The sequence below is a fragment of the Kribbella sp. NPDC049227 genome (genome assembly GCF_043197265.1).
Classification (GTDB): Bacteria; Actinomycetota; Actinomycetes; order Propionibacteriales; family Kribbellaceae; genus Kribbella.
Window position 1 is genome coordinate 720,863 of sequence record NZ_JBICST010000004.1, and the last position, 20,290, is coordinate 741,152.

Consider the following 20,290-nt stretch of genomic DNA (forward strand, 5'->3'; position numbering starts at 1 on the left):
CTGGGCCGCCGCGGGAAAACCGGTGTCGGTGGGGTGCGGCAGGGTGGAACCATGACGGACATGGGGCTGGAGCGGATCGCGCTGATCTCGGACGTGCACGGGAACCTGACGGCGTTGGAGGCGGTGCTCGCGGACATCGAGCGGCGGGGGATCGAGCGGATCTTCAACCTCGGTGACTACGTCGGGAAGGGACCGCGCGGGCAGGCGGTGGTGGACCGGTGCCGGGAGGTCTGCGAGGTGAACATCCTCGGCAACTGGGACGACTCGCTGCCCGACCCGGACCGCGAGTTCGACAGCGAGGGCATGCGCTGGTGGCAGAAGGAACTGCGCGAGGACCAGGGGACCTGGCTGCGGGGACTCCCTTTCTGCCACGACTTCCTGCTCAGTGGCCGGCAGATCCGGTTGTTCCACGCGTCGTCGACGAGTGTTCACAAGCGCGTCCGGTTCGATCACGACGAGGCGGAGTACCGGCTGATGTTCGAGAACACCGAGGCCACCGGCGACGGACCGATCCCGACGATGGTCGGGTACGCCGACACCCACGACCCGTTCTACGAGGTCGATCTCGGCCGGACGCTGTTCAACATCGGCTCGGTCGGCAACAGCCTGGACGATCCGACTCCGGTCTACACGATCCTCGAAGGCGTGCCGGACTCACCCGAGCCGGCGACGTTCTCGATCCAGTTCGTCCGTGTCCCGTACGACGCGCACGCCGAGCTCGAGATCGCCCGCGAACTCGGCATGCCCGAACTCGACGGTTACGAGGCCGAGATCATCCGGGGTCTGTACCGCGGCAACTTCTACGCCGGCGAACCGCACACCTACCACCGCCGGCTCCGCACCGCCTGAGGACGTTGTCCCCAACGTTGTCCACAGGTGTGGATTAGGTGCCCCGAGCAACGGTCCGACCATCGGAAGTTCACCCGCTGGTCACTTGACCAGAAGAGCTTCCGAACCTACAGGCCGGTATCCGGCCGCGAAGAACGCGCGCATCGAGGCGGCATTGCCCGGTGTGACCTGCGCCCAAACCTGCGCGTCCGCAGGAATCAAGGCCCGCGCGGCCCGGGCCAGCCGGCGCCCGTGCCCCTTGCCGCGGGCGTCCTCCGGTACTTCGATCGCACACTCGACGCGATCCGCGAGACCGCGTCCGGTCAGCACGAAACCGCCGTACTCGTCCACGTACACGCGGACGTCGTCGCGGGTGTGCAAGGCGTTCTCGATCCGGGGGTGCTTGTGGTCGGTCACTTCGCTGAGACCGGCGGTCGCCGCGGTGCGCTCCGCCGGGTCGGTGATGGCCGGCGCGAGGAGCATCGCGTCGAGGGAGGCGACGTGGCGTCCGGTCGCCGCCTCGAGAGCCGACAGGAACGGCGGGTTCGTCGGTGCGCACAGGTCGCCTGGTGGCAGTCGCTCCGCGACCCAGGCTGCGTCGACATCCGCGGCGATGACGATGTGGGCGGTGAACGCGACCAGGCAGGACGCTCGGTCCGACGGCGGGGGCACGACGGTGATGCCGAGGTCCGGGGGCGGGAACGCGCCGCGTTCGACGCCACGCAGAATGTCAGCAAGAGTGTTCATCACGACCATTGTCGGCGGTACGGAGGGCAAGGACATGCGGAAGCCGCAGGTGGAGCGGGCCGACGGACTGCCCGGCCGGGTCACGATCTACGAGGTCGGTCCCCGCGACGGACTGCAGAACGAGTCCGCGATCGTCGACGTGGCGGTCAAGGCGGAGTTCATCCACCGGCTCGTGGACGCGGGGCTGACGACCGTCGAGACGACCAGCTTCGTGCACCCCAAGTGGGTGCCGCAGCTCGCCGACGCCGCGGAACTGCTCGAAGGGCTGGATCTGCCGGAAGCCGTCCGGGCGCCGGTCCTGGTCCCGAACGAGCGCGGCCTCGACCGGGCCCTGGCCGCGAACGTACGGGAGATCGCGATCTTCGCCAGCGCGACCGAGACCTTCGCCGCGAAGAACCTGAACTCCACGCTGGACGACCAGTTCGCGATGTTCACCCCGACGATCCACCGTGCCCGGGCCGAAGGGTTGACGGTCCGTGGCTACGTGTCGATGTGCTACGGCGATCCGTGGGAGGGCGACGTACCGATCGACCAGGTCGTGAAGGTCGGGGCGCGGCTGGTCGAGCTCGGCTGCCACGAGCTGTCCCTCGGCGACACGATCGGTGTGGCGACGCCGGGTCAGGTGACCGCGCTGATCGCCGCCTTCGGTGCGGCTGGGGTGGGCGTCGACAAGCTGGCTGTGCACTTCCACGACACCTACGGCCAGGCTCTCGCCAACACGCTGACCGCGCTCCGCGCCGGCGTGACCACGGTCGACAGCTCGGCCGGCGGCCTCGGCGGATGCCCGTACGCCGAGAGCGCGACCGGCAACCTGGCCACCGAGGACCTGCTCTGGCAGCTCGACGGTCTCGGCATCGAGACGGGCGTCGACCTGGAGAAGCTGGTCGCCACCAGCGTCTGGATGGCCGGTCAGCTGGGCAAGCCGTCGCCGAGCCGGGTGGTGCAGGCGCTCGCCGGGTAATCCGCTGGGAAAATGTCGGTAGATGCGGTCAGGATGGTCGGGTGACTGACCGCCGGACCGAGCTCGGGGACTTCCTGAAGGCGCGGCGCGCCCGGGTGTCCCCCGAGGACGTCGGCCTGCCCGCCGGCGGGCGGCGTCGTACGCCCGGGCTGCGCCGTGAGGAGCTCGCTCAGCTCGCTGGGGTCGGTGTGACGTGGTACACGTGGCTCGAGCAGGGCCGGCCGATCAACGCCAGCGGGCAGGTGCTCGACGCGGTCGCCGGGACGCTGCGACTCAGCTCGATCGAACGCGAACACCTGTATCGCCTGGCCGAGGCGACTCCGGCGCGGCCACCGAGCACGAGCCTGTGCGCGAACGAGCAGGTCTTCGCCGAGATCCTCGGCGCGCTCGACCCGTTGCCCGCGGTGATCACGAACACCCGGTTCGACATCGTCCGGACCAACGCGGCGTACGTCGATCTGTTCCACGACTGGCATGCACTGCCCTGCATCCACAAGAACCTGCTCTGGTGCATCGTCACCGAGCCGACCTCCCGGCAGCAGTTGCTCAACTACGACACCGAGGTCCCGTATCTGGTCGGCCGGCTGCGGTCGGCGTACGGCGAACATGTCGGCGATCCCGACTGGGAGACGGACCTGGAGCGGCTGCAGAAGCTGAGTCCGGAGTTCGCTCAGCTCTGGTCCCGGCACGAGGTCTCCGCGTGCAGTCCACGTCCGCGCCACATCCTGCACCCGGTCGCCGGTGAGCTGCATCTCATCGTCACCGAGCTGGCCGTGCCCGCGCATCCGGATCTGGTGCTGTTCGTCGAGACACCGGCCGACGAGGAGACGCGCAGCCGGCTTCCGATGACCCGCCGCTCGGTGGAGTCGGCCGCGGTCTGACGGTCAGCGGGACATGGGTGGACCGCTGGGCGTGCGCCAGGTGGTCAGGCAGAACGGGTGTCCGGCCGGGTCGAGGAAGACCCGGAACACCGACGGCTCCGGCTGGAGAACGGTCGGGGTCGCGCCCGCCTCGATGACGCGGGCCTGCTCCGCGTCCAGGTCCGCCGCCATGAAGTCGAGGTGGCACTGCTGCGGCACGCGCGGATCCGGCCAGGTCGGCGCCCGGTAGTTCAGGTCGCGCTGGAAGCCGATGCTGTACGTCTCGAACCTCAGCTCCACGAACGCCTCGTGGACGACGGCCAGCTCACCACCCGCGACGCGCTGGTAGAACTCGCCCAGCTCCAGCGGATCCGGACAGTCGAGCGTCGGCCCCCAGAACGGCGCGACCACGCTCGTCAGGGCTCGATCGGCCGGCGGATGCGCCGGATCAGGCTCTTGTCGGCGTACTGACCGATCCGGTACGTCGCGAAGCCGTCGACGGTGGCGCCGACCGCGCCACCGAGCAGCGGGATCCGGCGGGTGACGGTGAGCGCCATCCGCTTGCCGCTGATCCGGGCGATCAGCTCCCCGACGACCTCACCGGACACCAGGCGGTCCAGTTCGGGGTCGAAGACCGGGGCGGTGGCGATGCCCAGCGGCGACGTCGGCAGGCTCGACTTCTTCAGCCGGTCGGAGACGCCGTCCTCCCCCAGCATGCAAGTGATGACCGCGGTGCGAACCCGCGGGTCGTCCAGGTCGTAGCCGCGGATGTGGGCGATCGCGGCCACCATGCGGGCCTGGACGATCGCGATACCGGTCATGTTCGCGGGCAAGGCGACCGGGAAGGTGACGAGGCCGCCGATGCTGGTGACGAAGCCCTGAAGGCCGGCCAGCCGGATGTGCTGGTCGATGACCGCGTCGATCGCGAGCTGCGGATCACCCTCGACTCTCGCCAGCTTGGCCTCGGCGACCTGCTCCGCGCCGGGGAACCGTTGGTAGCCGTCGATCGCGACCTCGAGAATCTGACGCAAGACACCCGCCGCGGCCTGCGGTGCGAACCGCTGCGCGGCGGGCGCGAGACTGCTGGCGACGAACCTGGCTACTCCGGCCACGGTGCTCCTTCCGGCCCCTCCCCGCGACGGAGTCGGGGTGTGCTTCAACTCTACGTGGCTCCCGGAGCGCCGCCACTCGGGAGAAACCCTTGGTGTCCCCTAGGTGGCTGGTGGGAGCGGTCGGTGCGGCGTGGTCCAGGATGGAGGGGTGCCTGTCGAGCCTGCTGGGTCTGTCTGGGAGTTTCCGCCGGTGGCGGTCGCCGGGTCGAGTGACGTGGTCGCGGGCGGCGCGGATCTGGCTCCGGGGACGATCCTGGCGGCGTACCGGGCGGGGCTGTTCCCGATGCCGGACCACCGCGGTTCGGTGCTGTGGTGGTCGCCGGTCGATCGGGGCGTGATCGAGGTGGCCGGGTACCGGCCGTCGCGGACGGTGCGGCGAGCCCGGAGCAAGTTCGAGATCCGGGTCAACACCGCGTTCGACCAGGTCATCCGGGCCTGCGCTGATCCGCGCCGGCCCGGCTCATGGATCGACCGGGACATCATCGCGTCGTACACCGAACTGCACCGGCTCGGCTGGGTGCACTCGGTCGAGGCCTGGGACGGCGACGAGCTCGCCGGCGGCCTGTACGGCGTCGCGATCGGCGGGCTGTTCGCCGGGGAGTCGATGTTCCACCACAAGACCGACGGGTCGAAGGCCGCGGTGGCCGGGCTGATCGAGTTGCTGGACGACGAGTACGCCGCCGACCGGGTGCTCGACATCCAATGGGTGACGGACCACCTGGCGACGCTCGGCGCCGTCTCGATTCCACGCGAGGTCTATGTACGCCGGGTCGCGCAGGCCGTCACAGTGCCGCTCCCCAAGGCCTTCAGCTGAGGCCGATGAACGTCGCCATCTGCCGGGTTGCCGAGTCGTAGAAGGCGTCCGCCGGATCCATCGTCCCGACCAGCTGACCGAACAGCTCGAAGCTGATCATCCCGAACAGCTGCGTCCAGGCGATCACCACTCGCAGCAGGATCCGGTGCGGTACGCCGGGAGCGATCGCCGCAATCACGTCGAGCTGTTCGGGCAGCTTGCCGGTGGGCTCCGGCGCGTCGCCGGGAGGCTCGAGCCAGCCTTCCGCGTGGGCCTGGCTGACGATTCGCAGCAGGACGATCGGCGTCCGCGCGGCGGGCTCGACCGTCGCCTGCGGTGCCTGGTAGCCACTGATCGGTGAGCCGTAGATGAGGGCGTACTCGTGGGGGTTGGCCCGTGCCCACTCGCGGAGAGCGGCGCACACCGCCAGCCACGCCTGGATCGGGTGCTCGTAGTCCTTCGCCGCGGCCGACTCGGCCGCCGTACCGAGAGCGTCGTACGCGTCGATGATCAGGGCGGTGAGCAGGTCGTCGCGGCTCGGGAAGTACCGGTACAGGGCGGACGACACCATGCCGAGCTCGCGGGAGATCGCGCGCAGCGACAGCGACTCGGCTCCCTCGGTGGCGAGCTGCCGGCGGGCTGCCGCCTTGATCTCCTCGGTCAGCTCGGCGCGGGCTCTCTCGCGTGCGGTGCGTCCGGCGTTCATAGAGGCAGTGTGCCACAAAACCGAGAGCAGTGCTCTTGACAGGGAGCGCTGCTCCGGTGTTCACTGATCACAACAGAGAGCACCGCTCTCGCAGACTTGGAGGGGCACCACGATGCCGGAGTACAAGCAGACCTACGACGCCAACCGCGTGATCACCGCCGCCGACGGCAGCATGCGGATCTTCAACCGGATCGTCGCGCGCTTCACCAAGCTCGGGATCAGCCTGATGGGCAGCCGGGTCCTGTCGGTCCGCGGCCGCAAGACCGGCGACTGGCGGAGCACCCCCGTCAACCTCCTGGTCCTCGACGGACAGCGCTACCTGGTGGCGCCCCGCGGCCACACCCAGTGGGTGAAGAACCTCCGCGCCAGCAACGAGGGCCGGCTCCAACTGGGCCGCACGATCGAGACCTTCCGCGCCGAAGAGGTCCCCGACGCCGACAAGCTCCCCGTCCTGCGCCTCTACCTGAAGAAGTGGGCCTGGGAGGTCGGCACCTTCTTCTCCGGTGACGTCACCAAGAACTCCCCCGAAGAAACCCTCCTCCACATCGCCCCCGGCGTCCCCGTCTTCAAGATCCACGCTGCCTGAGCCGGCCTCAGTGGTACGCGGCGGCCTGGATCCGGTACAGCTCGGCGTAGTGGCCGTTGCGCGCCATGAGCTCGTCGTGCGTTCCGGTCTCGACCAACCGGGCACCGTCCAGGACCACGATCAGATCGGCCATTCGCACCGTCGAGAAGCGGTGTGAGACCAGGATCGTGATCCGTCCGTCCGAGCTGTTCCTGGCCGCCGCCGCATACCGTTCGAACAGGGCGTGTTCGGTCTCGGCATCCAGCGCGGCGGTCGGTTCGTCGAGCACCAGAAGCAGTGGCCGGTCCCGCATGAAGCCCCGAGCCAGGGCCAGCTTCTGCCACTGCCCGAAGCTGATCTCGGCTCCATCCGGCCAGGTGGAACCGAGCTGAGTGTTCAGCCCGGCGTCGAGCCGCTCCACGACGTCCTCGGCACCGGCCCGGCCGACAGCGGAGGTGACGGCCGCTTCGTCGTCCAGCCTCGGCAGATCCCCGAGCCCGACGCTGTGGTCGGCCCTGAACTCGAACCGGAAGAAGTCCTGGAAGGCACCAGCGATCTTCAGCCGCCAGGCCTCGGCCGGCATCCGGTCCAGTGGCAGGCCGTCGACCAGAATTCGTCCATCGGTCGGCTCGTACATCTTGCAGATCAGCTTCACCAGGGTGGACTTGCCCGCGCCGTTCTCCCCGACGACGGCGATCACCTTGCCCGCCGGCAGTCGCAGCTCGACGTCATCCAGCGCAAGCTGTTCGGATCCGGCGTACGCGAACGAGACGTGCTCCAGCCGGATGCCGTCGGTGAGCTGGTCGGGCGCAGCCAGATCCGCGGTGGTGTCGAACGAGGCCGCGTAGTTCTCCAGCCAGACCAGCCGCCGGGATCCGTCCAGCCAGATCCCGCGCAGGAAGCCGATCTCGCCGACTGTCGCACCGATGTACGACGACAACCGCGCACCGGCCGCGAGGATCAGCAACACCTGACCGACCGAGCCGTTCAGCCCGGAGGCGACGTACAGCACGGCACCCACGTAGGCCGCGCCGAACACGGCCCAGGCGGCGGCATGCCAGGCGGCGCTGGTCCAGCGGGCCGCGGCCATCGGGGCGTACCACCGCTCCCACTCGCGACGACGGTTCACCACCAGGTCGCGGCCGATGCCGAGTACGCGGACCTCCTTGCCGGGAGCGGGTGTGGTCGCGGTCTTGAACAGGTGCTCGGCCAGGCGGCTGTTGGCGGCGTACCGCTCCTCGACCGCGCGCTCGACGCCCGGCCGCCAGGTCGAGCTGAGGACGGTCGGCAGAGCGAACACCAGCAGGAGTACGAGCACCGGATCGATCGACATCAGCAGAGCGACAGTCACGCCGAGTCGCAGGATCCAGCCACAGGTGGAGAACAGCGACATGTACATGTGGTCGAGCACGAACACCTGTTTGCGCAGGACCGACAGGCGGTCCAGGAAGTCGCGGTGTTCGTGGTGCTCGACGGTGGCGACGGACGCCTGCAGCCGGGCCACGTGGGCCTCGAGCATGATCGTGACGCGGTCCCGGAATCGCCGGGAGACCCGGGCCGACAGCGTTCGCAGGAACCAGGTCGCCGTGACGGAGACCGCCAGCCCACTCACGGCCAGCAGAACGGCTCGCCGGTCGTCCTGCAGAACACCCTCGGCGAGCACCGCGAGCCACAACGCGAGCAACGCGTCCGGAAGTGCGGCCAGCAAAGTCATCCCGAAGGCGAAGACCAGGAGCCTCGGCTCGTGCTGATAGCCCAGTCGGCACAGCCGCCACATCGCCGGCAGGGCCTTGGGCAGGTCGTCGATATCAGAGCGTGTCATAGCTCATCCCTTCCTCGTCGACCTCCGCGGTGAAGCGTTGGGCCTGCAGATCGAACATCGTCCGGTACCGCCCACCGAGGTCCATCAGTTCCTCGTGGCTGCCGAGCTCGACGACCCGGCCGGCCTCGAGGACACAGATCCGATCGGCATGCCGGACGGTCGAGAACCGGTGCGAGATCAGGATCGTGGTGACATCGCGGGTCGCGGTCAGGATGCGGTCGAAGATCGCCGCCTCGCCCCGGACATCCAGTTGGGCCGTCGGCTCGTCGAGCAGCACCAGCCCGGCGCCCTGCCGGACGGAGCACAGCGCCCGCGCCAGTGCGATCCGCTGCCACTGACCTCCGGACAGGTCGATGCCGTCGCCATAGCCCGTGGCCAGCCGGGTGTCGAGGCCGGCCAGGTCGCCGGCACCGGCGTCCGCGAGTGCGGCCAGGATGTCCGCCTCCGGAGCACCGGCCGGTGCGACGTTGTCCCGCACCGGGAGCTCGAGCCGCAGGAAGTCCTGGAAGACCGCGGCGACTCGGGTCCGCCAACCGTCGGTGTCGAGGTCACGCAGGTCGTCCCCGTCGACCTCGATCGATCCGGCGTCCGGGTCGTACAACCGGCACAGCAGCTTGGCCAGCGTGGTCTTGCCGGCGCCGTTCTGGCCGACGACGGCCAGCGACGAGCCGGCCGGCACGGTCAGATCGAGTCCGTCGAAGACCGGCTGGGTGGCGTGCGGATACCGGAAGCTCAGATCACGGATCTCGATCGCGACCGCTCCCCTGCGTACGGGCATCGCATCACCGACCGCTCCGCGGCGTTCGGGCGTCGCATCACCGGCCGGTCGCCGGGCGGACGTCAGTGCACCGGCCGGTGCCATCGCGGGCTCCAGCCGCTGTACTGCGACCACTGGTGCCGCCGCTCCGTCGAGGACCCAGTTCAGCCCACCGAACGCGATCATGCTGACCCCGATCGCGACCTGGGCGAAGACCACCAGCCGGTCGAGGTCCAGCCGGCCGTCGATCGCGGCCGCGCCGAGCGCCCAGAAGACGAGGCCGTTGGCCACTGTGACGATCAGCAGACACCAGATCATCGGGCGTTCGCGCAACCGCGTCGCGGCGTGCTGCAACTCGAACAGCCGCCGCCGCCGATCGGTGAACCGCTGCACGGTCCAGTCGGCCAGGCCGAACAGCCGCACCTCCTTCGCGGCGTCCGGCTCGACGGCGAGCCGATAGGCGTAGTCGGCGTGCCGCTGCGCCGATCGAACCTCGGTCGTGTTCCGGTCCCGCCAGACACCACTTTCCCGGAGCAGCCAGTGGGTCGCCGACCAGGCACCAACGAGCAGCAACGGCGCCCACCAGTTGAACCCGAACAGCACCACCGCGGACGCGACACCACCGGCGAGCTCGACCAGGCCGCCCGCGGCGAAGTCCACGTTCATGTACATCGGTGGCCCAGTCTGGCCGCGGTCGAACTCCCGCGCCACGGTCAGGTCCTCGGTGAGTTCCGGGTCCTCGAGGTGGCCGATCCCCGGCGGTCCCACACAGGCCTCCGCGAGCGCGTCGTTCAGCCAGGCGGCGACCCGGCTGCCGAGGTTGGCGCTGACGGCCTGGTGCACGGGGGTGAGCACTTGGAGCAGGACGAACGTCGTACCCATGAAGGTCAGCGGAGCGGCCAGAGCAGACCCGTGCTGGACCGCACCGACCATCGACCCCATCGCGATCGCGAACACCGCGGGCAGCGCGCCGCGGGCCAGCAGCAGCAGCCACCAGACCGTGGCCAGTACCGGATCCGCCTTGGGCAGAACCGCGAAGAACTGCCATTCGGGGCGGCGACGCAGGCGGCTCATCATCTCCTCACCATGGCACGCCGCACCGACGGAAATCTTGAACGTTTGCCGGATCCGCCGCTGCTGGCACCATGGCGGCATGATTACTCCCGAGCAGTTGAGCGCGGCGCCGAAGGTTCTTCTGCACGACCACCTGGATGGTGGGGTGCGGCCGGAGACGGTGCTGGAGCTGGCGAAGGAGATCGGGCATGTGCTGCCGCGGTCCGATGCCGGGGAGCTCGGGGAGTGGTTCGTCGAGTCGGCGGACTCGGGGTCGCTGGAGCGGTACCTGGAGACCTTCGAGCACACGGTCGCGGTGATGCAGGACGCCGAGGCGATCAAGCGCGTGGCGAGCGAGTGTGTGCAGGACCTCGCCGCGGACGGCGTGGTGTACGCCGAGGTGCGGTACGCGCCGGAGCAGCACCTGAACGGCGGGCTGTCACTGGAGGGCGTCGTCGATGCGGTCCGCGAGGGTTTCGAGCACGGGATGGCGACAGCGGAACGGCCGATCGTCGCGCGCCAACTGCTGACCGCGATGCGGCACAAGGCCCGCTCGATGGAGATCGCCCAGCTCGCGGTCGCGTACCGCGATGACGGGGTGGTCGGGTTCGACATCGCCGGTGCTGAGGCCGGCTACCCGCCCACCCGTCACCTGGACGCGTTCGAGTACCTGCAGCGGGAGAACGCGCACTTCACCATCCATGCCGGCGAGGCGTTCGGCCTGCCGTCGATCTGGCAGGCGATCCAGTGGTGCGGCGCCGACCGGCTGGGCCACGGCGTCCGGATCATCGACGACATCAACTACGACCCGGACACCGGCAAGGCCGACCTCGGCCTGCTGGCGGCGTACGTGCGGGACCGGCGGATCCCGCTGGAGATGTGCCCGAGCTCGAACCTGCAGACCGGCGCCGCCGAGTCGATCGCCGACCACCCGATCGGCCTGCTCGCCGAACTCCGGTTCCGGGTCACGGTCAACACCGACAACCGGCTGATGAGCGGTACGTCGATGAGCCGCGAACTGACCCTGCTCGCCGAGGCCTTCGACTACGGCCTGGCCGACTTCCGCTGGTTCGCCATCAACGCGATGAAGTCCGCGTTCCTCCCCTTCGACGAACGCCTGGCGATCATCGACCAGATCATCAAGCCCTGGTACGCCGAAGCCCTAACCGAGGCGAAGTAGCGTCTTGCCCGCGGTGGATCCGGCCGCCCGGATCGCCGCGGGAGCGTCGTCCAGGTCGACCGTCCCTGCGATGAGCGGCGACAGATCGATGCCCTTGGCAAGGAGCTCGACTGCCTCGGTGATCTCGTCGACGAAGCGGTAGGAGCCGGTCCAGGTGATCTCACGACTGACGAGATCGGCGAGCACCGCCGGGGTCGGAGCGCCCGGGAGATTGCCGACCTGGACAACGGTCCCGCCGCGCGCGGTGGCGTGCAGGAGTGGACCGAGGGCAGCGGGTACGCCGGATGCCTCGACAACGAGCTCGACGTCCTCGGGCAGCTCGGTCGAGGAGAACACCTCGTCGGCGCCCAAGGCCCGTGCCTGCTGCAGCGCCGCCGTGTTCACATCCGCCGCGACCACCCGGCCCGCGCCGCGGGCCTTCAAAGCCGCGACCACCAGGCACCCGATCGATCCGGCGCCGTTCACCAGCACCTCGCGGTCGTCCAGCGGACCGAGACGCCCGACCGCATGCAGCGCCACGCCCAGCGGCTCGGCCAACGCGCCGAGCTGAGTGGAAACGCCGGCCGGGAGCAGGCGCAGTTGCGACGCCCGGACGACCTTGTACGTCGAGAAGCCGCCGTCGACGTGGGGATCGAACGCGGCGGACCCCAGATAGCGCACCTCGCGATGCAGATTCGTCCGCCCCATCAACCGTGCGGGCAGCGGCTCGTCCGACGGAGTCGCCGGATGCACAGTCACCGCATCGCCAACGGCGTACGACGTCACTCCTTCCCCCAGTACGGCGACCCGCCCGGCGACCTCATGCCCGAGCACCAAGGGATGGCGCAGTTCGGCGGTCCCGGACGCACCGTGCAGGGCGTACGAGATGTCGCTCCCGCACACCCCGCCCCACTCCATCGCCACCAGGACATCGCCAGGACCGGGCGACGGATCGGGCCGTTCCTCGACCCGTACGTCACCCGGTCCGTGGACCACGACTGCTCTCATGCACCGATCATGCTCACACCGAGCGCTGGTAGGTGCGGAATGCGCGCGTCGACAGCCAGCCGACGAACAGGGTGAAAGCCAGCAGCAAACCGCAGTGGCGCAGGACCGACGACCAGTCCGGATCGGCCGCCAGGGCCTGACGGGCGGCGATCGCGGCCCAGTCCACCGGGTTGAAGCGCGCCGCGACGTTCACCCAGTGCGGTGCCACCGACGGGTCGATCATGATCGACGACATGAACGTCAGCGGCAGCGAGACGAACTGCGAGATCCCGATCAGCGCCTCCTGCTGCCGCGTCAGCAGCGCCACCGCGTTGGACAGCGAGCCGAACCCGATCCCGACCAGCATCGACACCCCGATCGTGACCAGGTAGCCGGCCGCGCCGCCGTCGTACCGGGCGCCCGCGGCCATACCGATCGCGAACACCAGGATGGTCTGGATCAGTGTCGTGGTCGCGTTGCTGATCAGCTGACCGGCCATCAGGCCGCCACGGCTGACCGGCGAGGCGAGCATCCGGTCCATCACGCCGCGCTCCATGTCCGCGATGAACGTCGTACCGCTCCAGCCGCTGGTCATCAGCGCGGTCATCATCACGATCCCGGGCGTCAGGAACGCGATGTACGACGAATCGCTGAAGCCCGGGATGTTCACCACGCCCTTGAACAGCTGCCCGAACAGCAGCAGCCAGATCGCCGGCTGGACCAGGGTGAACGCGATCAGCGCCGGCTGCCGGTACTGCGCCCGCAGCCACCGGCCGGTGATGAAGCGAGTGTGCGACGTGAATCCCGGGACCGCAGTCGACATCACGCCGCCTCCCCTTCCACCGCACGGAAGGTGCGTCCGGTGTACTGCAGGTACACGTCGTCGAGCGACGGCCGGGACACGGTCACCGCGGTGACCGGAATCGCCTTGTCCTCAAGGGCTCCCAGTACGGCGGGAACCGCGGTCGCACCTCGGTCCACCCGGGCGCGCAGTGCGTTGCCCTCGACAACGATCTCGCCGACGCCCGCGAGCCCGCTGAGCAGCGCGCGGACGCTGCCGTCGAGGTCCGGGTCGACCAGCTCGACATGCACCGAGTCGCCGCGCAGCTCCGCCTTCAGCGCCTCCGGGGTGCCCTCGGCAACGATCTTGCCGTGGTCGACGATGGCGAGCTGACCGGCCAGCCGGTCCGCCTCCTCCAGATAGTGGGTGGTGAGCAGCACCGTCAGACCCTCGTCACCGGACAGCCGGCCGACCTCGTTCCACAGGTCGGCGCGGGCCTCGGGATCGAGCCCGGTGGTCGGCTCATCGAGGAACAACACGCGCGGCCGGTGCACCAGCCCGAGCGCGACGTCCAGCTTGCGCTGCATGCCGCCGGAGTACGTCTTGACCTGACGATCGCCGAACTCGGTCAGCCCGAACCGCTCGAGCAGTTCCGCGGCCCGGCGTACGGCGTCCACCCGGGACAGGCCGTAGATCCGGCCGCTGAGCACGAGGTTCTCGACGCCGGTGGCCATCGGGTCGGAACTGGACTTCTGCGGTACGTACCCGATCGCGTGGCGGACCTGGTCCTGCTCGCGGACGACGTCGTACCCGGCGACTCGCGCCCTACCGGAGTCGGCGCGGGACAGGGTGGTGAGGATCTTGACGGTGGTGGACTTGCCGGCGCCGTTCGGGCCGAGAAGGCCGAGGACGATGCCTTCCGGGACGCTGAACGTCAGCCCGTCCAGTGCCCGCAGCGGAGGCTTCTTGCGGCCGGCCGGGTACGTCTTGACCAGGTCGACCGCCTCGAGGGCGTGCGTAACCATGATGTGGTGACTCCCTTGTGGGTGATGGGAGCCGGTCCGCTGCTGGCTATCCTGATGGTTGCGCCTTGGGTGCCAGGTCTTCGGACCGACTCGAGGAACTGCGGCCCTTGGCCCTGGTGTTGCCGCACCGTGGGTCGGGGGCCGTCTCGTACTGTTACTAGGCGTCCGGTGGCATCGCCCGCATCCACTCGAACTCGGTCCCGAAGTACTTGACCGGGTCCTTGAGCTGCTCGGCCGGGGTGATGCCGTCCTCCTCGAAGAGCTTCCAGGCCTTGCGCCAGAAGGCGGAGCCGCCCAGCGTGTCGGTGCGGATCTCCTCGGCGAGCTGGTGCACGTACTCCGACTCGGCCTTGAGCAGCGCGAGCCGGAACTCCGACTCGACCCAGAAGATGCGCGGGAAGTCGATCGATGCCATCTGCTCGTGCAGTGCGGTCGTCTCCTCGATGTCCGCGTCGATCGACCTGGCGCGCTGCTCCAGCAGCTCCGCCGCGCGGTCGGGCCGCAGGGCCGGCAGGTACGCCAGGCCGGCCTCGAGGGGATGGAACTCGCGGGTGGTCGTGCCGACCAGCTCGGTCAGCCAGTCGTCGAACTCGGCCTGCCCGGCGCCGGTGATCTGGTACACCGTCCGCTCCGGGCGATTGCCCTCCCGGACCGTCTCCAGCGCCTCGATGAAGCCGTTCTTCTCCAGCGCCGCGACGACCGAGTAGAGCGAGCCGTAGTTCATCTTGATGCTCTGGTCCTTGCCACGGGCCCGGAGCGTCGTGGAGATCTCGTACGGGTGCATCGGCCGCTCGCCCAGACTCCCGAGCACGGCGAACGCCAGCGGATTCCCGACCTTCCGCTTGGCCATCAGACCCTCCTCGATCTCGATTACTCGAAATCGAGTATTAGCTCGAGGGTATCCGGTGTCAAGTATTCGAGAGTGGCTTGACCCAGCGGGACCACTCGGGCTGCGGCGCGTACCCGGCGGTCGACCAGACACCGTGTGCCTGGGTGTTGTCGTCGAGCACCATCGCGTCCGCCCGCGTCCCGCCGTACGCCGCGAACCGGGCCTCGGCCCGCGCGACGAGCTCCCGCCCGATGCCCTGGCGGCGGTGGCTTGGGGCGACCGCGAGGCGGTACAGGTGGCAGCGCCAGCCGTCCCAGCCGACGATGATCGAGCCGACGACCGTGTCGTCGTCCACGGCAAGGATCAGCGCCTCGGGGTCGCGGGCGATCAACCGGAGCACGGCCTCGGGTGAATCCGGCGGGCGGTGAGAGTCCTCGGCGGCGACGGCCCAGAAGGCCATCACCTCGTCGGCATCGGCAGCGACGGCGGCGCGGTAGGCGATCATCAGCTGGCGGTCTGGAACGTACGGCGATAGTCCTGTGGTGGCACGCCCACCACCCTACGGAAATGGTGGCGGAGCAAGGCTGCCGTCCCGAAACCTGACTCGGCGGCGATCTGCTCGATGCCCATCCGGGTCTGCTCGAGCAGGGTGCGAGCGCGGAGGACGCGCTGCGTGGTGACCCACTTGAGCGGCGTGGTGCCGGTCTCGGCGACGAAGCGGCGTGCGAACGTGCGCTCGGACATCTGGGCGCGTCGGGCCAGCGCGGGCACGGTGTGCTCGATGGTCAGGTTGTCGACCATCCAGTCGAGCACCGGCTGCATGCTCTCGCTCGACGACTCCGGCACCGGGACCTCGACGTACTGGCGCTGACCGCCATCGCGCTGGGGCGGGACGACCATGCGGCGGGCGATCCGGGTCGCGACCGCGCTGCCGAGCTCACGGCGGACCAGGTGCAGGCAGGCGTCGATCCCGGCCGCGGTGCCGGCGCTGGTGATGATGTTGCCGTCGTCGACGAACAGCACGTCCGCATCCAGCTTCGCCAGCGGGAACTGCTCCTGGAACTTCTTCTCGTAGCGCCAGTGCGTCGTACACGGCCGCCCGTCCAGCAGGCCCGCCTTGCCGAGCACGAACGCGCCCGAGCAGACCGTCAGCAGGATCGCCCCGCGGGCCTCGGCCCGCCGCAGCGCGTCGAGAATGCGCTCGTCGTACTCCTCCCGCCAGGTCGTCGCCGGCAGCGCGACCAGGTCGGCGTCCTCGAGCTCCTCCAGCCCGTACGGCGCGATCACCGCGGAGTGACTGCTGCTCCGCAGCGGCTGGCCGGGCGTGGTCGAACACACCTTGAAGTCGAACGCGGGCACGCCGTCATCGGTCCGGTCGAGGCCGAACACCTCCGACACCACCCCGAACTCGAACATGGCGACGTCCTCCATCAGGACAACCGCGATCTTTTCCAGCATGGAACCAGTATGGCAGTAATTTGTGGAACTATGTCAATAGTGCCAGTGGTGGCGGGATCTAGTTGGTAGCATGATTACTGCCATGACCGGATACATCGTTCTCGTAGTACTCGTGCTGGCCGTGATCGCGGCTCTGGAGTTCAGCAACAGGCGCCACTCGACCGGTCCGTCCACCGGTCCGGACGGTTCCTGGGTGGCTGACGACCGCGACGTGGCCCGGACCAAGCTCGACCTGCTCGCCCTCGGCGGCAAGGCCGAAGCCTTCAACCACAAGCCCGTGACGACCACCGGCTCCGTGCACACCATCCGCCGGGCCCGTCTCACCACGCACCACGGCCGCCACGCGGCCTGACCGATACACCGGAAAGGCCCGCCGGGGACTCCCCGGCGGGCCTCTCTGTTTGATCAAACCCCGCCTGTTTGATCAAACCCTGCTGAGCCGGTGCCGCCAGGTCGGCGTGGTGGCGTTGGTGATCGCCCGCAGTACGCCTTCTACGGGTCCGTAGCCGTAACGGTTCAGCCAGAGGTGACTCAGCACCACCTGTACGGCGAAGATCGCCACCGCGATGCCCATGGTCGCGAGCGGCGACACCTGTCCGACCAGGCCCAGTCCGACACCGGTGAAGATCAGCACTGTCGCCACCGACTGACCGAGGTAGTTGGACAGGGCCATCCGCCCGGCCGGCGCCAGCAATCGGCGGACGTCCTGCCCTCGGTCGGAGTGCATGACCCTGAGCAGCGTCGCGACGTACGCCGCGGCGAGGAAGGGCGCGGTCAGCACGCTGGTCAGTACGGCGCCTGTGTCGCCGTTCCCACCCGCGGACGCGTAGACGATCCCGCCGGTGATGCCGATGGTGAAGCCGAGCAGTTGAATCAGCCGCAGTACTGCCTCGGTGCCGGTGATGTTCGCGAGCATCCGCCGGCGGCCGAGCACCATGCCGATCAGGAATGCGGCCAGAGTCGTCGGGCCTTGCACAGTCAGCAGCGACAGGCCGTACGTCGGCATGGCCCGGACATGTTCGCCGATGACATCGCTGAACGAGCCGGCCAGGTTGGCCGCGGTCTGCTGCGCCGAGGCGACGGCCGTGGTCGGGTCGATGACCGCCGACGTGTCCATGAACAGCGCCGCCGCACCCAGCGTGATGAACAGGTAGGCGTAGATGGAGCCGGCGACGATCAGCGCCGTCCGGTCCGACACTCGCCGCATGCCCAGCAGGACCAGACCGATCAGCGCGTACACGCTGAGGATGTCACCGGTGATCAGGAAGATCCCGTGCAGTGCCCCGATCGCGAAGAGGCTGCCGAGCCGCCGCAGCATCCGCGGCTTGAACGCGGCGCCGGCCTTCTGCGCCGCCTCCAGCTGCAACTGGAAGCTGTACCCGAACAGGAACGAGAACAGCAGATAGAACTTCATGTCCACGAACGTCGCCGACAACCAGTGCACCGTCTGATCCAGCCACGACTGGTACGCCGGATCCTCGGCCAGGTGGATCGGGAAGCCCGAGGCGGCGAAGGTGATGTTCACGATCAAGATGCCCAGCAGGGCGAAACCACGCAGCGCGTCGATGTCCTGGATCCGCGTCCGATCGAGTCCCTGGCTCATGTGCTCCAGCACACCAACCTCAGCGCCCGGACACACTCACCCTGCCCCCTCCCCTAGGGGTGGACTTTCACCTACCCCGGGGATGATCCGCGGGATCGCGTGGCCGGGTTGTGCGCCAGTACGGCGAGGCCGGACAGTGGCGTCTGACGGGGAATCCGAACCGGCTCCCCGCCACCTACACCCTCCAGGCCCACAAGCCTGCCTAGTGCGCCCGCCGCTGCTGCACCTTCTGGAACGCTTCCTTGATCTTCCGCTGGTTCTCCGGCTTGCTCAGCTCACGCTGCGCGATCTGGGCCAGCTTGGCGACGACGGCACCCTTCACCAACGTCTTCACAAACCCCATGAGGGCCTCCCTACTCTGTTGCCACTGACGGTAGCCGCCTTACACAAGCGTCTCCAATAGGTGATTCACCGGAGAAACCCGGAACTTGACCGGGGCCGGGTGGGGTGGGGAGAGCGGAGACACTGTCCCTGGCTTCGGGCACACTGGGACGGTGCCAGAGTTGCCGGAGGTGGAGTCGCTGACGGTGTTCCTGCGGGAGCGAGCCGTCGGCCGGGCGTTCGTGCGTGCGGACATCACGGCGATCAGTGCGTTGAAGACGTACGATCCGCCGATCTCGTCGCTGGTCGGGCTGCTGATCGACGATGTCCAGCGGCACGGGAAGTTCCTGGACATCTCGGCCCAGGGTGTGCACCTGGTGATCCACCTGGCGCGCGCCGGCTGGCTGCGATGGCGGGAGGAGCAGTCGACCGGGCTGGTGCGGCCGGGGAAGGGCCCGATCGCGCTGCGGACCGTGCTGGACGACGGCTCCGGGTTCGACCTGACCGAGGCCGGCACGCAGAAGAAGCTCGCGGTGTACGTCGTCCGCGACCCGGCCGAGGTCCCCGGGATCGCGCGGCTCGGGCCGGATCCGTTCACCCTGTCGCTCGACGACTTCAGCGACATCCTCAAGCGCCAGGGCCGGGTCCAGCTCAAGGGCGTCCTGCGGAACCAGTCGGTCATCGCCGGCATCGGCAACGCCTACTCCGACGAGATCCTGCACGTCGCGAAGATGAGCCCGTTCAAACCCGCCTCGAATCTCTCCGAGGACGAACTGAAGACCCTGTACGACGCGATGCGCGAAACCCTCCAGGACGCCGTCGACCGGTCCGCCGGGCTCGCGGTCCAGGACCTGAAGTCGGAGAAGAAGTCCGGACTGCGGGTGCACGGACGCAAGGGCCAGAAGTGCCCGATCTGCGGTGACATCGTCCGCGAGGTGAGCTTCGCCGACTCCTCGCTGCAGTACTGCGCCACCTGCCAGACAGGCGGCAAGCCGCTGGCCGACCGCCGCCTGTCCAAGCTCCTGAAATAGCCGTCAAGCTCCTGAAATAGCTGCTACGTCGTCATCAGGTCGAACATCGTCTTCACGTCGGCCGAGTTCGGTGTCGACAGCAACGTCGGCGTACCGCTGGTCGTCCGTCGCGAGGTCACCGCGAACACGTACCCGAGGTTCGCGTCGATCCGGTCCTTCAGCCACGGACCGCCGCTCGCGCCCCCGTTCATCGAGCAGGTGAGCGCGGCGTCGGAGCCGCCCCACGCGAACGTGTCGCCGTCGCAGTAGTACGGCACCTCACCGTTGTACGGCGGCTCAGCCGGCCAACCCCAGATCCGGGTACCGGGCTGGTTCTGGCTGTTGCCCCAGACCAGTCCGTTCCCGCCGACCGCGTCGATCAGGTTGGCGCCGTTGCGCTGCTGCAGCGTGACGAACGCCTGGTCGTGGGTGAAGTCGCTGCTGTTCATCCACGAGTTGAACGTGCGCGCCTGGCTCCAGTTCCACAGGCCGTAGCCCGACTGGCCGTTGTAGTACGCCGGCGCGAACACGATGTTCGAGTGCCACGCACCACCGGCACCGCTGTGGACGCAGTGGCCGGCGGTGATGATCAGGTTCTTGTAGTTGTTGTTGATCGTGGACGCCCTTGTTTTGCTGGGGTTGCGGCGTCACTCGGCAGGTCGGCCGGGATCGCGTTCTTCAGCTTCTCGGCGGTCCAGTAGCCGGTCGCGTCGAGCGCGCCGGCCGGAACCTTCGACGGCAGCGCAGGAGCCTGTACGGCGGTTGTCGCGGCTGCTGTCGTGGATGGGGGAGAGACTGCGGCGGCTGTGCTGACGACGCCGCCGGTGAGCAGGATTCCGGCGGCCACAAGCCGGACGGTTCTGGGCAGGGCGTTGCGCATGGGTGACCCCTCGATCGGGGCGGAAGATCGATC

Annotated in this window: 24 protein-coding genes; 8 read left to right on the forward strand and 16 right to left on the reverse strand. The window is 68.8% G+C overall.

The genetic code is table 11. The annotated features are described in order from the left end of the window. Positions 1 to 51 precede the first annotated feature (51 nt). On the forward strand, positions 52 to 849 hold the full coding sequence (locus tag ACGFH6_RS21240; RefSeq protein ID WP_393386269.1) for a metallophosphoesterase family protein: 798 nt from the start codon (positions 52 to 54) through the stop codon (positions 847 to 849). Between the two features lie 81 nt (positions 850 to 930). Here ACGFH6_RS21240 and ACGFH6_RS21245 read toward each other — a convergent pair whose 3' ends face one another. Then, on the reverse strand, positions 931 to 1,575 hold the full coding sequence (locus ACGFH6_RS21245) for a GNAT family N-acetyltransferase (protein WP_393386271.1): 645 nt from the start codon (positions 1,573 to 1,575) through the stop codon (positions 931 to 933). Positions 1,576 to 1,609: 34 nt separating this feature from the next. Here ACGFH6_RS21245 and ACGFH6_RS21250 point away from each other — a divergent pair, with 34 nt between their 5' ends. Beyond that, positions 1,610 to 2,536 (forward strand): hydroxymethylglutaryl-CoA lyase, encoded by a 927-nt coding sequence (locus tag ACGFH6_RS21250; protein WP_393386750.1) that lies wholly within the window; start codon positions 1,610 to 1,612, stop codon positions 2,534 to 2,536. Between the two features lie 41 nt (positions 2,537 to 2,577). After that, on the forward strand, positions 2,578 to 3,417 hold the full coding sequence (locus ACGFH6_RS21255; protein WP_393386274.1) for a helix-turn-helix transcriptional regulator: 840 nt from the start codon (positions 2,578 to 2,580) through the stop codon (positions 3,415 to 3,417). A 3-nt stretch (positions 3,418 to 3,420) separates the two neighbouring features. Here the strand turns inward: ACGFH6_RS21255 and ACGFH6_RS21260 are convergent, their stop codons facing one another. Continuing rightward, complete coding sequence (locus ACGFH6_RS21260; protein WP_393386276.1) at positions 3,421 to 3,807, reverse strand: VOC family protein; 387 nt, start codon at positions 3,805 to 3,807, stop codon at positions 3,421 to 3,423. A 5-nt stretch (positions 3,808 to 3,812) separates the two neighbouring features. Beyond that, the gene (locus ACGFH6_RS21265; RefSeq protein WP_393386278.1) at positions 3,813 to 4,508 is read right to left on the reverse strand and encodes a hypothetical protein; all 696 of its coding nucleotides are present in this window, start codon (positions 4,506 to 4,508) and stop codon (positions 3,813 to 3,815) included. Positions 4,509 to 4,656: 148 nt separating this feature from the next. Between ACGFH6_RS21265 and aat the strand changes: the two genes are divergently transcribed. Further along, entirely contained in the window at positions 4,657 to 5,322 is a 666-nt protein-coding gene (aat, locus tag ACGFH6_RS21270; RefSeq protein WP_393386281.1) for a leucyl/phenylalanyl-tRNA--protein transferase, read from the forward strand. Here aat and ACGFH6_RS21275 read toward each other — a convergent pair. Next, a complete protein-coding gene (locus ACGFH6_RS21275; RefSeq protein ID WP_393386283.1) occupies positions 5,315 to 6,007 on the reverse strand; it encodes a TetR/AcrR family transcriptional regulator in 693 nt (230 codons plus the stop codon). The genes aat and ACGFH6_RS21275 overlap by 8 nt on opposite strands. A gap of 112 nt (positions 6,008 to 6,119) precedes the next feature. On the opposite strand from ACGFH6_RS21275, the gene ACGFH6_RS21280 reads away from it, so the two are divergent. After that, positions 6,120 to 6,593, forward strand: coding sequence for a nitroreductase family deazaflavin-dependent oxidoreductase (locus ACGFH6_RS21280; protein WP_393386286.1), 474 nt, complete (start codon positions 6,120 to 6,122; stop codon positions 6,591 to 6,593). Positions 6,594 to 6,600: 7 nt separating this feature from the next. Here ACGFH6_RS21280 and ACGFH6_RS21285 read toward each other — a convergent pair whose 3' ends face one another. Both ACGFH6_RS21285 and ACGFH6_RS21290 read right to left on the reverse strand, forming a co-directional pair. Then, entirely contained in the window at positions 6,601 to 8,394 is a 1,794-nt protein-coding gene (locus ACGFH6_RS21285; protein WP_393386288.1) for an ABC transporter ATP-binding protein, read from the reverse strand. Continuing rightward, on the reverse strand, positions 8,381 to 10,228 hold the full coding sequence (locus ACGFH6_RS21290) for an ABC transporter ATP-binding protein (RefSeq protein ID WP_393386291.1): 1,848 nt from the start codon (positions 10,226 to 10,228) through the stop codon (positions 8,381 to 8,383). The genes ACGFH6_RS21285 and ACGFH6_RS21290 overlap by 14 nt, the downstream gene beginning before the upstream one ends. A gap of 76 nt (positions 10,229 to 10,304) precedes the next feature. On the opposite strand from ACGFH6_RS21290, the gene ACGFH6_RS21295 reads away from it, so the two are divergent. Beyond that, positions 10,305 to 11,384: an adenosine deaminase gene (locus ACGFH6_RS21295; RefSeq protein WP_393386294.1), complete on the forward strand. Its 1,080-nt coding sequence runs from the start codon at positions 10,305 to 10,307 to the stop codon at positions 11,382 to 11,384. On the opposite strand, the gene ACGFH6_RS21300 is transcribed toward ACGFH6_RS21295, so the two are convergent. From ACGFH6_RS21300 to ACGFH6_RS21325, 6 genes are all read right to left on the reverse strand, one after another. Further along, complete coding sequence (locus ACGFH6_RS21300) at positions 11,367 to 12,371, reverse strand: L-idonate 5-dehydrogenase (RefSeq protein WP_393386296.1); 1,005 nt, start codon at positions 12,369 to 12,371, stop codon at positions 11,367 to 11,369. The genes ACGFH6_RS21295 and ACGFH6_RS21300 overlap by 18 nt on opposite strands. Positions 12,372 to 12,384: 13 nt before the next feature. Further along, complete coding sequence (locus ACGFH6_RS21305) at positions 12,385 to 13,173, reverse strand: ABC transporter permease (protein WP_393386298.1); 789 nt, start codon at positions 13,171 to 13,173, stop codon at positions 12,385 to 12,387. After that, positions 13,173 to 14,156 carry an ATP-binding cassette domain-containing protein gene (locus ACGFH6_RS21310; protein WP_393386301.1) on the reverse strand — a complete coding sequence of 328 codons (984 nt, stop codon included), beginning with the start codon at positions 14,154 to 14,156 and terminating at the stop codon, positions 13,173 to 13,175. Before ACGFH6_RS21310 ends, ACGFH6_RS21305 begins: the two co-directional genes overlap by 1 nt. Positions 14,157 to 14,313: 157 nt before the next feature. Next, positions 14,314 to 15,006: a PadR family transcriptional regulator gene (locus ACGFH6_RS21315; RefSeq protein WP_393386303.1), complete on the reverse strand. Its 693-nt coding sequence runs from the start codon at positions 15,004 to 15,006 to the stop codon at positions 14,314 to 14,316. 58 nt (positions 15,007 to 15,064) lie between these two features. Beyond that, complete coding sequence (locus ACGFH6_RS21320; protein WP_393386306.1) at positions 15,065 to 15,490, reverse strand: GNAT family N-acetyltransferase; 426 nt, start codon at positions 15,488 to 15,490, stop codon at positions 15,065 to 15,067. After that, positions 15,490 to 16,443 carry a GlxA family transcriptional regulator gene (locus tag ACGFH6_RS21325; RefSeq protein ID WP_393386309.1) on the reverse strand — a complete coding sequence of 318 codons (954 nt, stop codon included), beginning with the start codon at positions 16,441 to 16,443 and terminating at the stop codon, positions 15,490 to 15,492. The genes ACGFH6_RS21320 and ACGFH6_RS21325 overlap by 1 nt, the downstream gene beginning before the upstream one ends. 82 nt (positions 16,444 to 16,525) lie before the next feature. On the opposite strand from ACGFH6_RS21325, the gene ACGFH6_RS21330 reads away from it, so the two are divergent. Continuing rightward, positions 16,526 to 16,795, forward strand: a complete 270-nt coding sequence (locus ACGFH6_RS21330) for a hypothetical protein (RefSeq protein WP_393386312.1) — start codon at positions 16,526 to 16,528, stop codon at positions 16,793 to 16,795. Positions 16,796 to 16,867: 72 nt separating this feature from the next. Here the strand turns inward: ACGFH6_RS21330 and ACGFH6_RS21335 are convergent, their stop codons facing one another. Together ACGFH6_RS21335 and ACGFH6_RS21340 are read right to left on the reverse strand one after the other, a co-directional pair. Continuing rightward, positions 16,868 to 18,046, reverse strand: coding sequence for a DUF418 domain-containing protein (locus ACGFH6_RS21335; RefSeq protein WP_393386314.1), 1,179 nt, complete (start codon positions 18,044 to 18,046; stop codon positions 16,868 to 16,870). A gap of 202 nt (positions 18,047 to 18,248) precedes the next feature. After that, complete coding sequence (locus ACGFH6_RS21340) at positions 18,249 to 18,389, reverse strand: hypothetical protein (RefSeq protein WP_165553432.1); 141 nt, start codon at positions 18,387 to 18,389, stop codon at positions 18,249 to 18,251. A 151-nt stretch (positions 18,390 to 18,540) separates the two neighbouring features. On the opposite strand from ACGFH6_RS21340, the gene ACGFH6_RS21345 reads away from it, so the two are divergent. After that, positions 18,541 to 19,398: a DNA-formamidopyrimidine glycosylase family protein gene (locus tag ACGFH6_RS21345; RefSeq protein ID WP_393386317.1), complete on the forward strand. Its 858-nt coding sequence runs from the start codon at positions 18,541 to 18,543 to the stop codon at positions 19,396 to 19,398. A gap of 23 nt (positions 19,399 to 19,421) precedes the next feature. Here ACGFH6_RS21345 and ACGFH6_RS21350 read toward each other — a convergent pair whose 3' ends face one another. Beyond that, complete coding sequence (locus ACGFH6_RS21350) at positions 19,422 to 19,907, reverse strand: trypsin-like serine peptidase (protein WP_393386320.1); 486 nt, start codon at positions 19,905 to 19,907, stop codon at positions 19,422 to 19,424. 59 nt (positions 19,908 to 19,966) lie between these two features. After that, entirely contained in the window at positions 19,967 to 20,257 is a 291-nt protein-coding gene (locus tag ACGFH6_RS21355; protein ID WP_393386322.1) for a hypothetical protein, read from the reverse strand. Between the last annotated feature and the right edge of the window lie 33 nt (positions 20,258 to 20,290).

Bases quoted from the DNA above. Each gene is read 5' to 3' on its own strand.
- ACGFH6_RS21355 (WP_393386322.1), bottom strand. From the start codon at position 20,257: ATGCGCAACGCCCTGCCCAGAACCGTCCGGCTTGTGGCCGCCGGAATC.
- ACGFH6_RS21290 (WP_393386291.1), bottom strand. From the start codon at position 10,228: ATGATGAGCCGCCTGCGTCGCCGCCCCGAATGGCAGTTCTTCGCGGTT.
- ACGFH6_RS21240 (WP_393386269.1), top strand. From the start codon at position 52: ATGACGGACATGGGGCTGGAGCGGATCGCGCTGATCTCGGACGTGCAC.
- ACGFH6_RS21320 (WP_393386306.1), bottom strand. From the start codon at position 15,490: ATGATCGCCTACCGCGCCGCCGTCGCTGCCGATGCCGACGAGGTGATG.
- ACGFH6_RS21335 (WP_393386314.1), bottom strand. From the start codon at position 18,046: ATGAGCCAGGGACTCGATCGGACGCGGATCCAGGACATCGACGCGCTG.
- ACGFH6_RS21275 (WP_393386283.1), bottom strand. From the start codon at position 6,007: ATGAACGCCGGACGCACCGCACGCGAGAGAGCCCGCGCCGAGCTGACC.
- ACGFH6_RS21305 (WP_393386298.1), bottom strand. From the start codon at position 13,173: ATGTCGACTGCGGTCCCGGGATTCACGTCGCACACTCGCTTCATCACC.
- ACGFH6_RS21295 (WP_393386294.1), top strand. From the start codon at position 10,305: ATGATTACTCCCGAGCAGTTGAGCGCGGCGCCGAAGGTTCTTCTGCAC.
- ACGFH6_RS21300 (WP_393386296.1), bottom strand. From the start codon at position 12,371: ATGAGAGCAGTCGTGGTCCACGGACCGGGTGACGTACGGGTCGAGGAA.
- ACGFH6_RS21245 (WP_393386271.1), bottom strand. From the start codon at position 1,575: ATGAACACTCTTGCTGACATTCTGCGTGGCGTCGAACGCGGCGCGTTC.
- ACGFH6_RS21285 (WP_393386288.1), bottom strand. From the start codon at position 8,394: ATGACACGCTCTGATATCGACGACCTGCCCAAGGCCCTGCCGGCGATG.
- ACGFH6_RS21310 (WP_393386301.1), bottom strand. From the start codon at position 14,156: ATGGTTACGCACGCCCTCGAGGCGGTCGACCTGGTCAAGACGTACCCG.
- ACGFH6_RS21315 (WP_393386303.1), bottom strand. From the start codon at position 15,006: ATGGCCAAGCGGAAGGTCGGGAATCCGCTGGCGTTCGCCGTGCTCGGG.
- ACGFH6_RS21250 (WP_393386750.1), top strand. From the start codon at position 1,610: ATGCGGAAGCCGCAGGTGGAGCGGGCCGACGGACTGCCCGGCCGGGTC.
- ACGFH6_RS21340 (WP_165553432.1), bottom strand. From the start codon at position 18,389: ATGGGGTTTGTGAAGACGTTGGTGAAGGGTGCCGTCGTCGCCAAGCTG.
- ACGFH6_RS21330 (WP_393386312.1), top strand. From the start codon at position 16,526: ATGACCGGATACATCGTTCTCGTAGTACTCGTGCTGGCCGTGATCGCG.
- ACGFH6_RS21280 (WP_393386286.1), top strand. From the start codon at position 6,120: ATGCCGGAGTACAAGCAGACCTACGACGCCAACCGCGTGATCACCGCC.
- ACGFH6_RS21325 (WP_393386309.1), bottom strand. From the start codon at position 16,443: ATGCTGGAAAAGATCGCGGTTGTCCTGATGGAGGACGTCGCCATGTTC.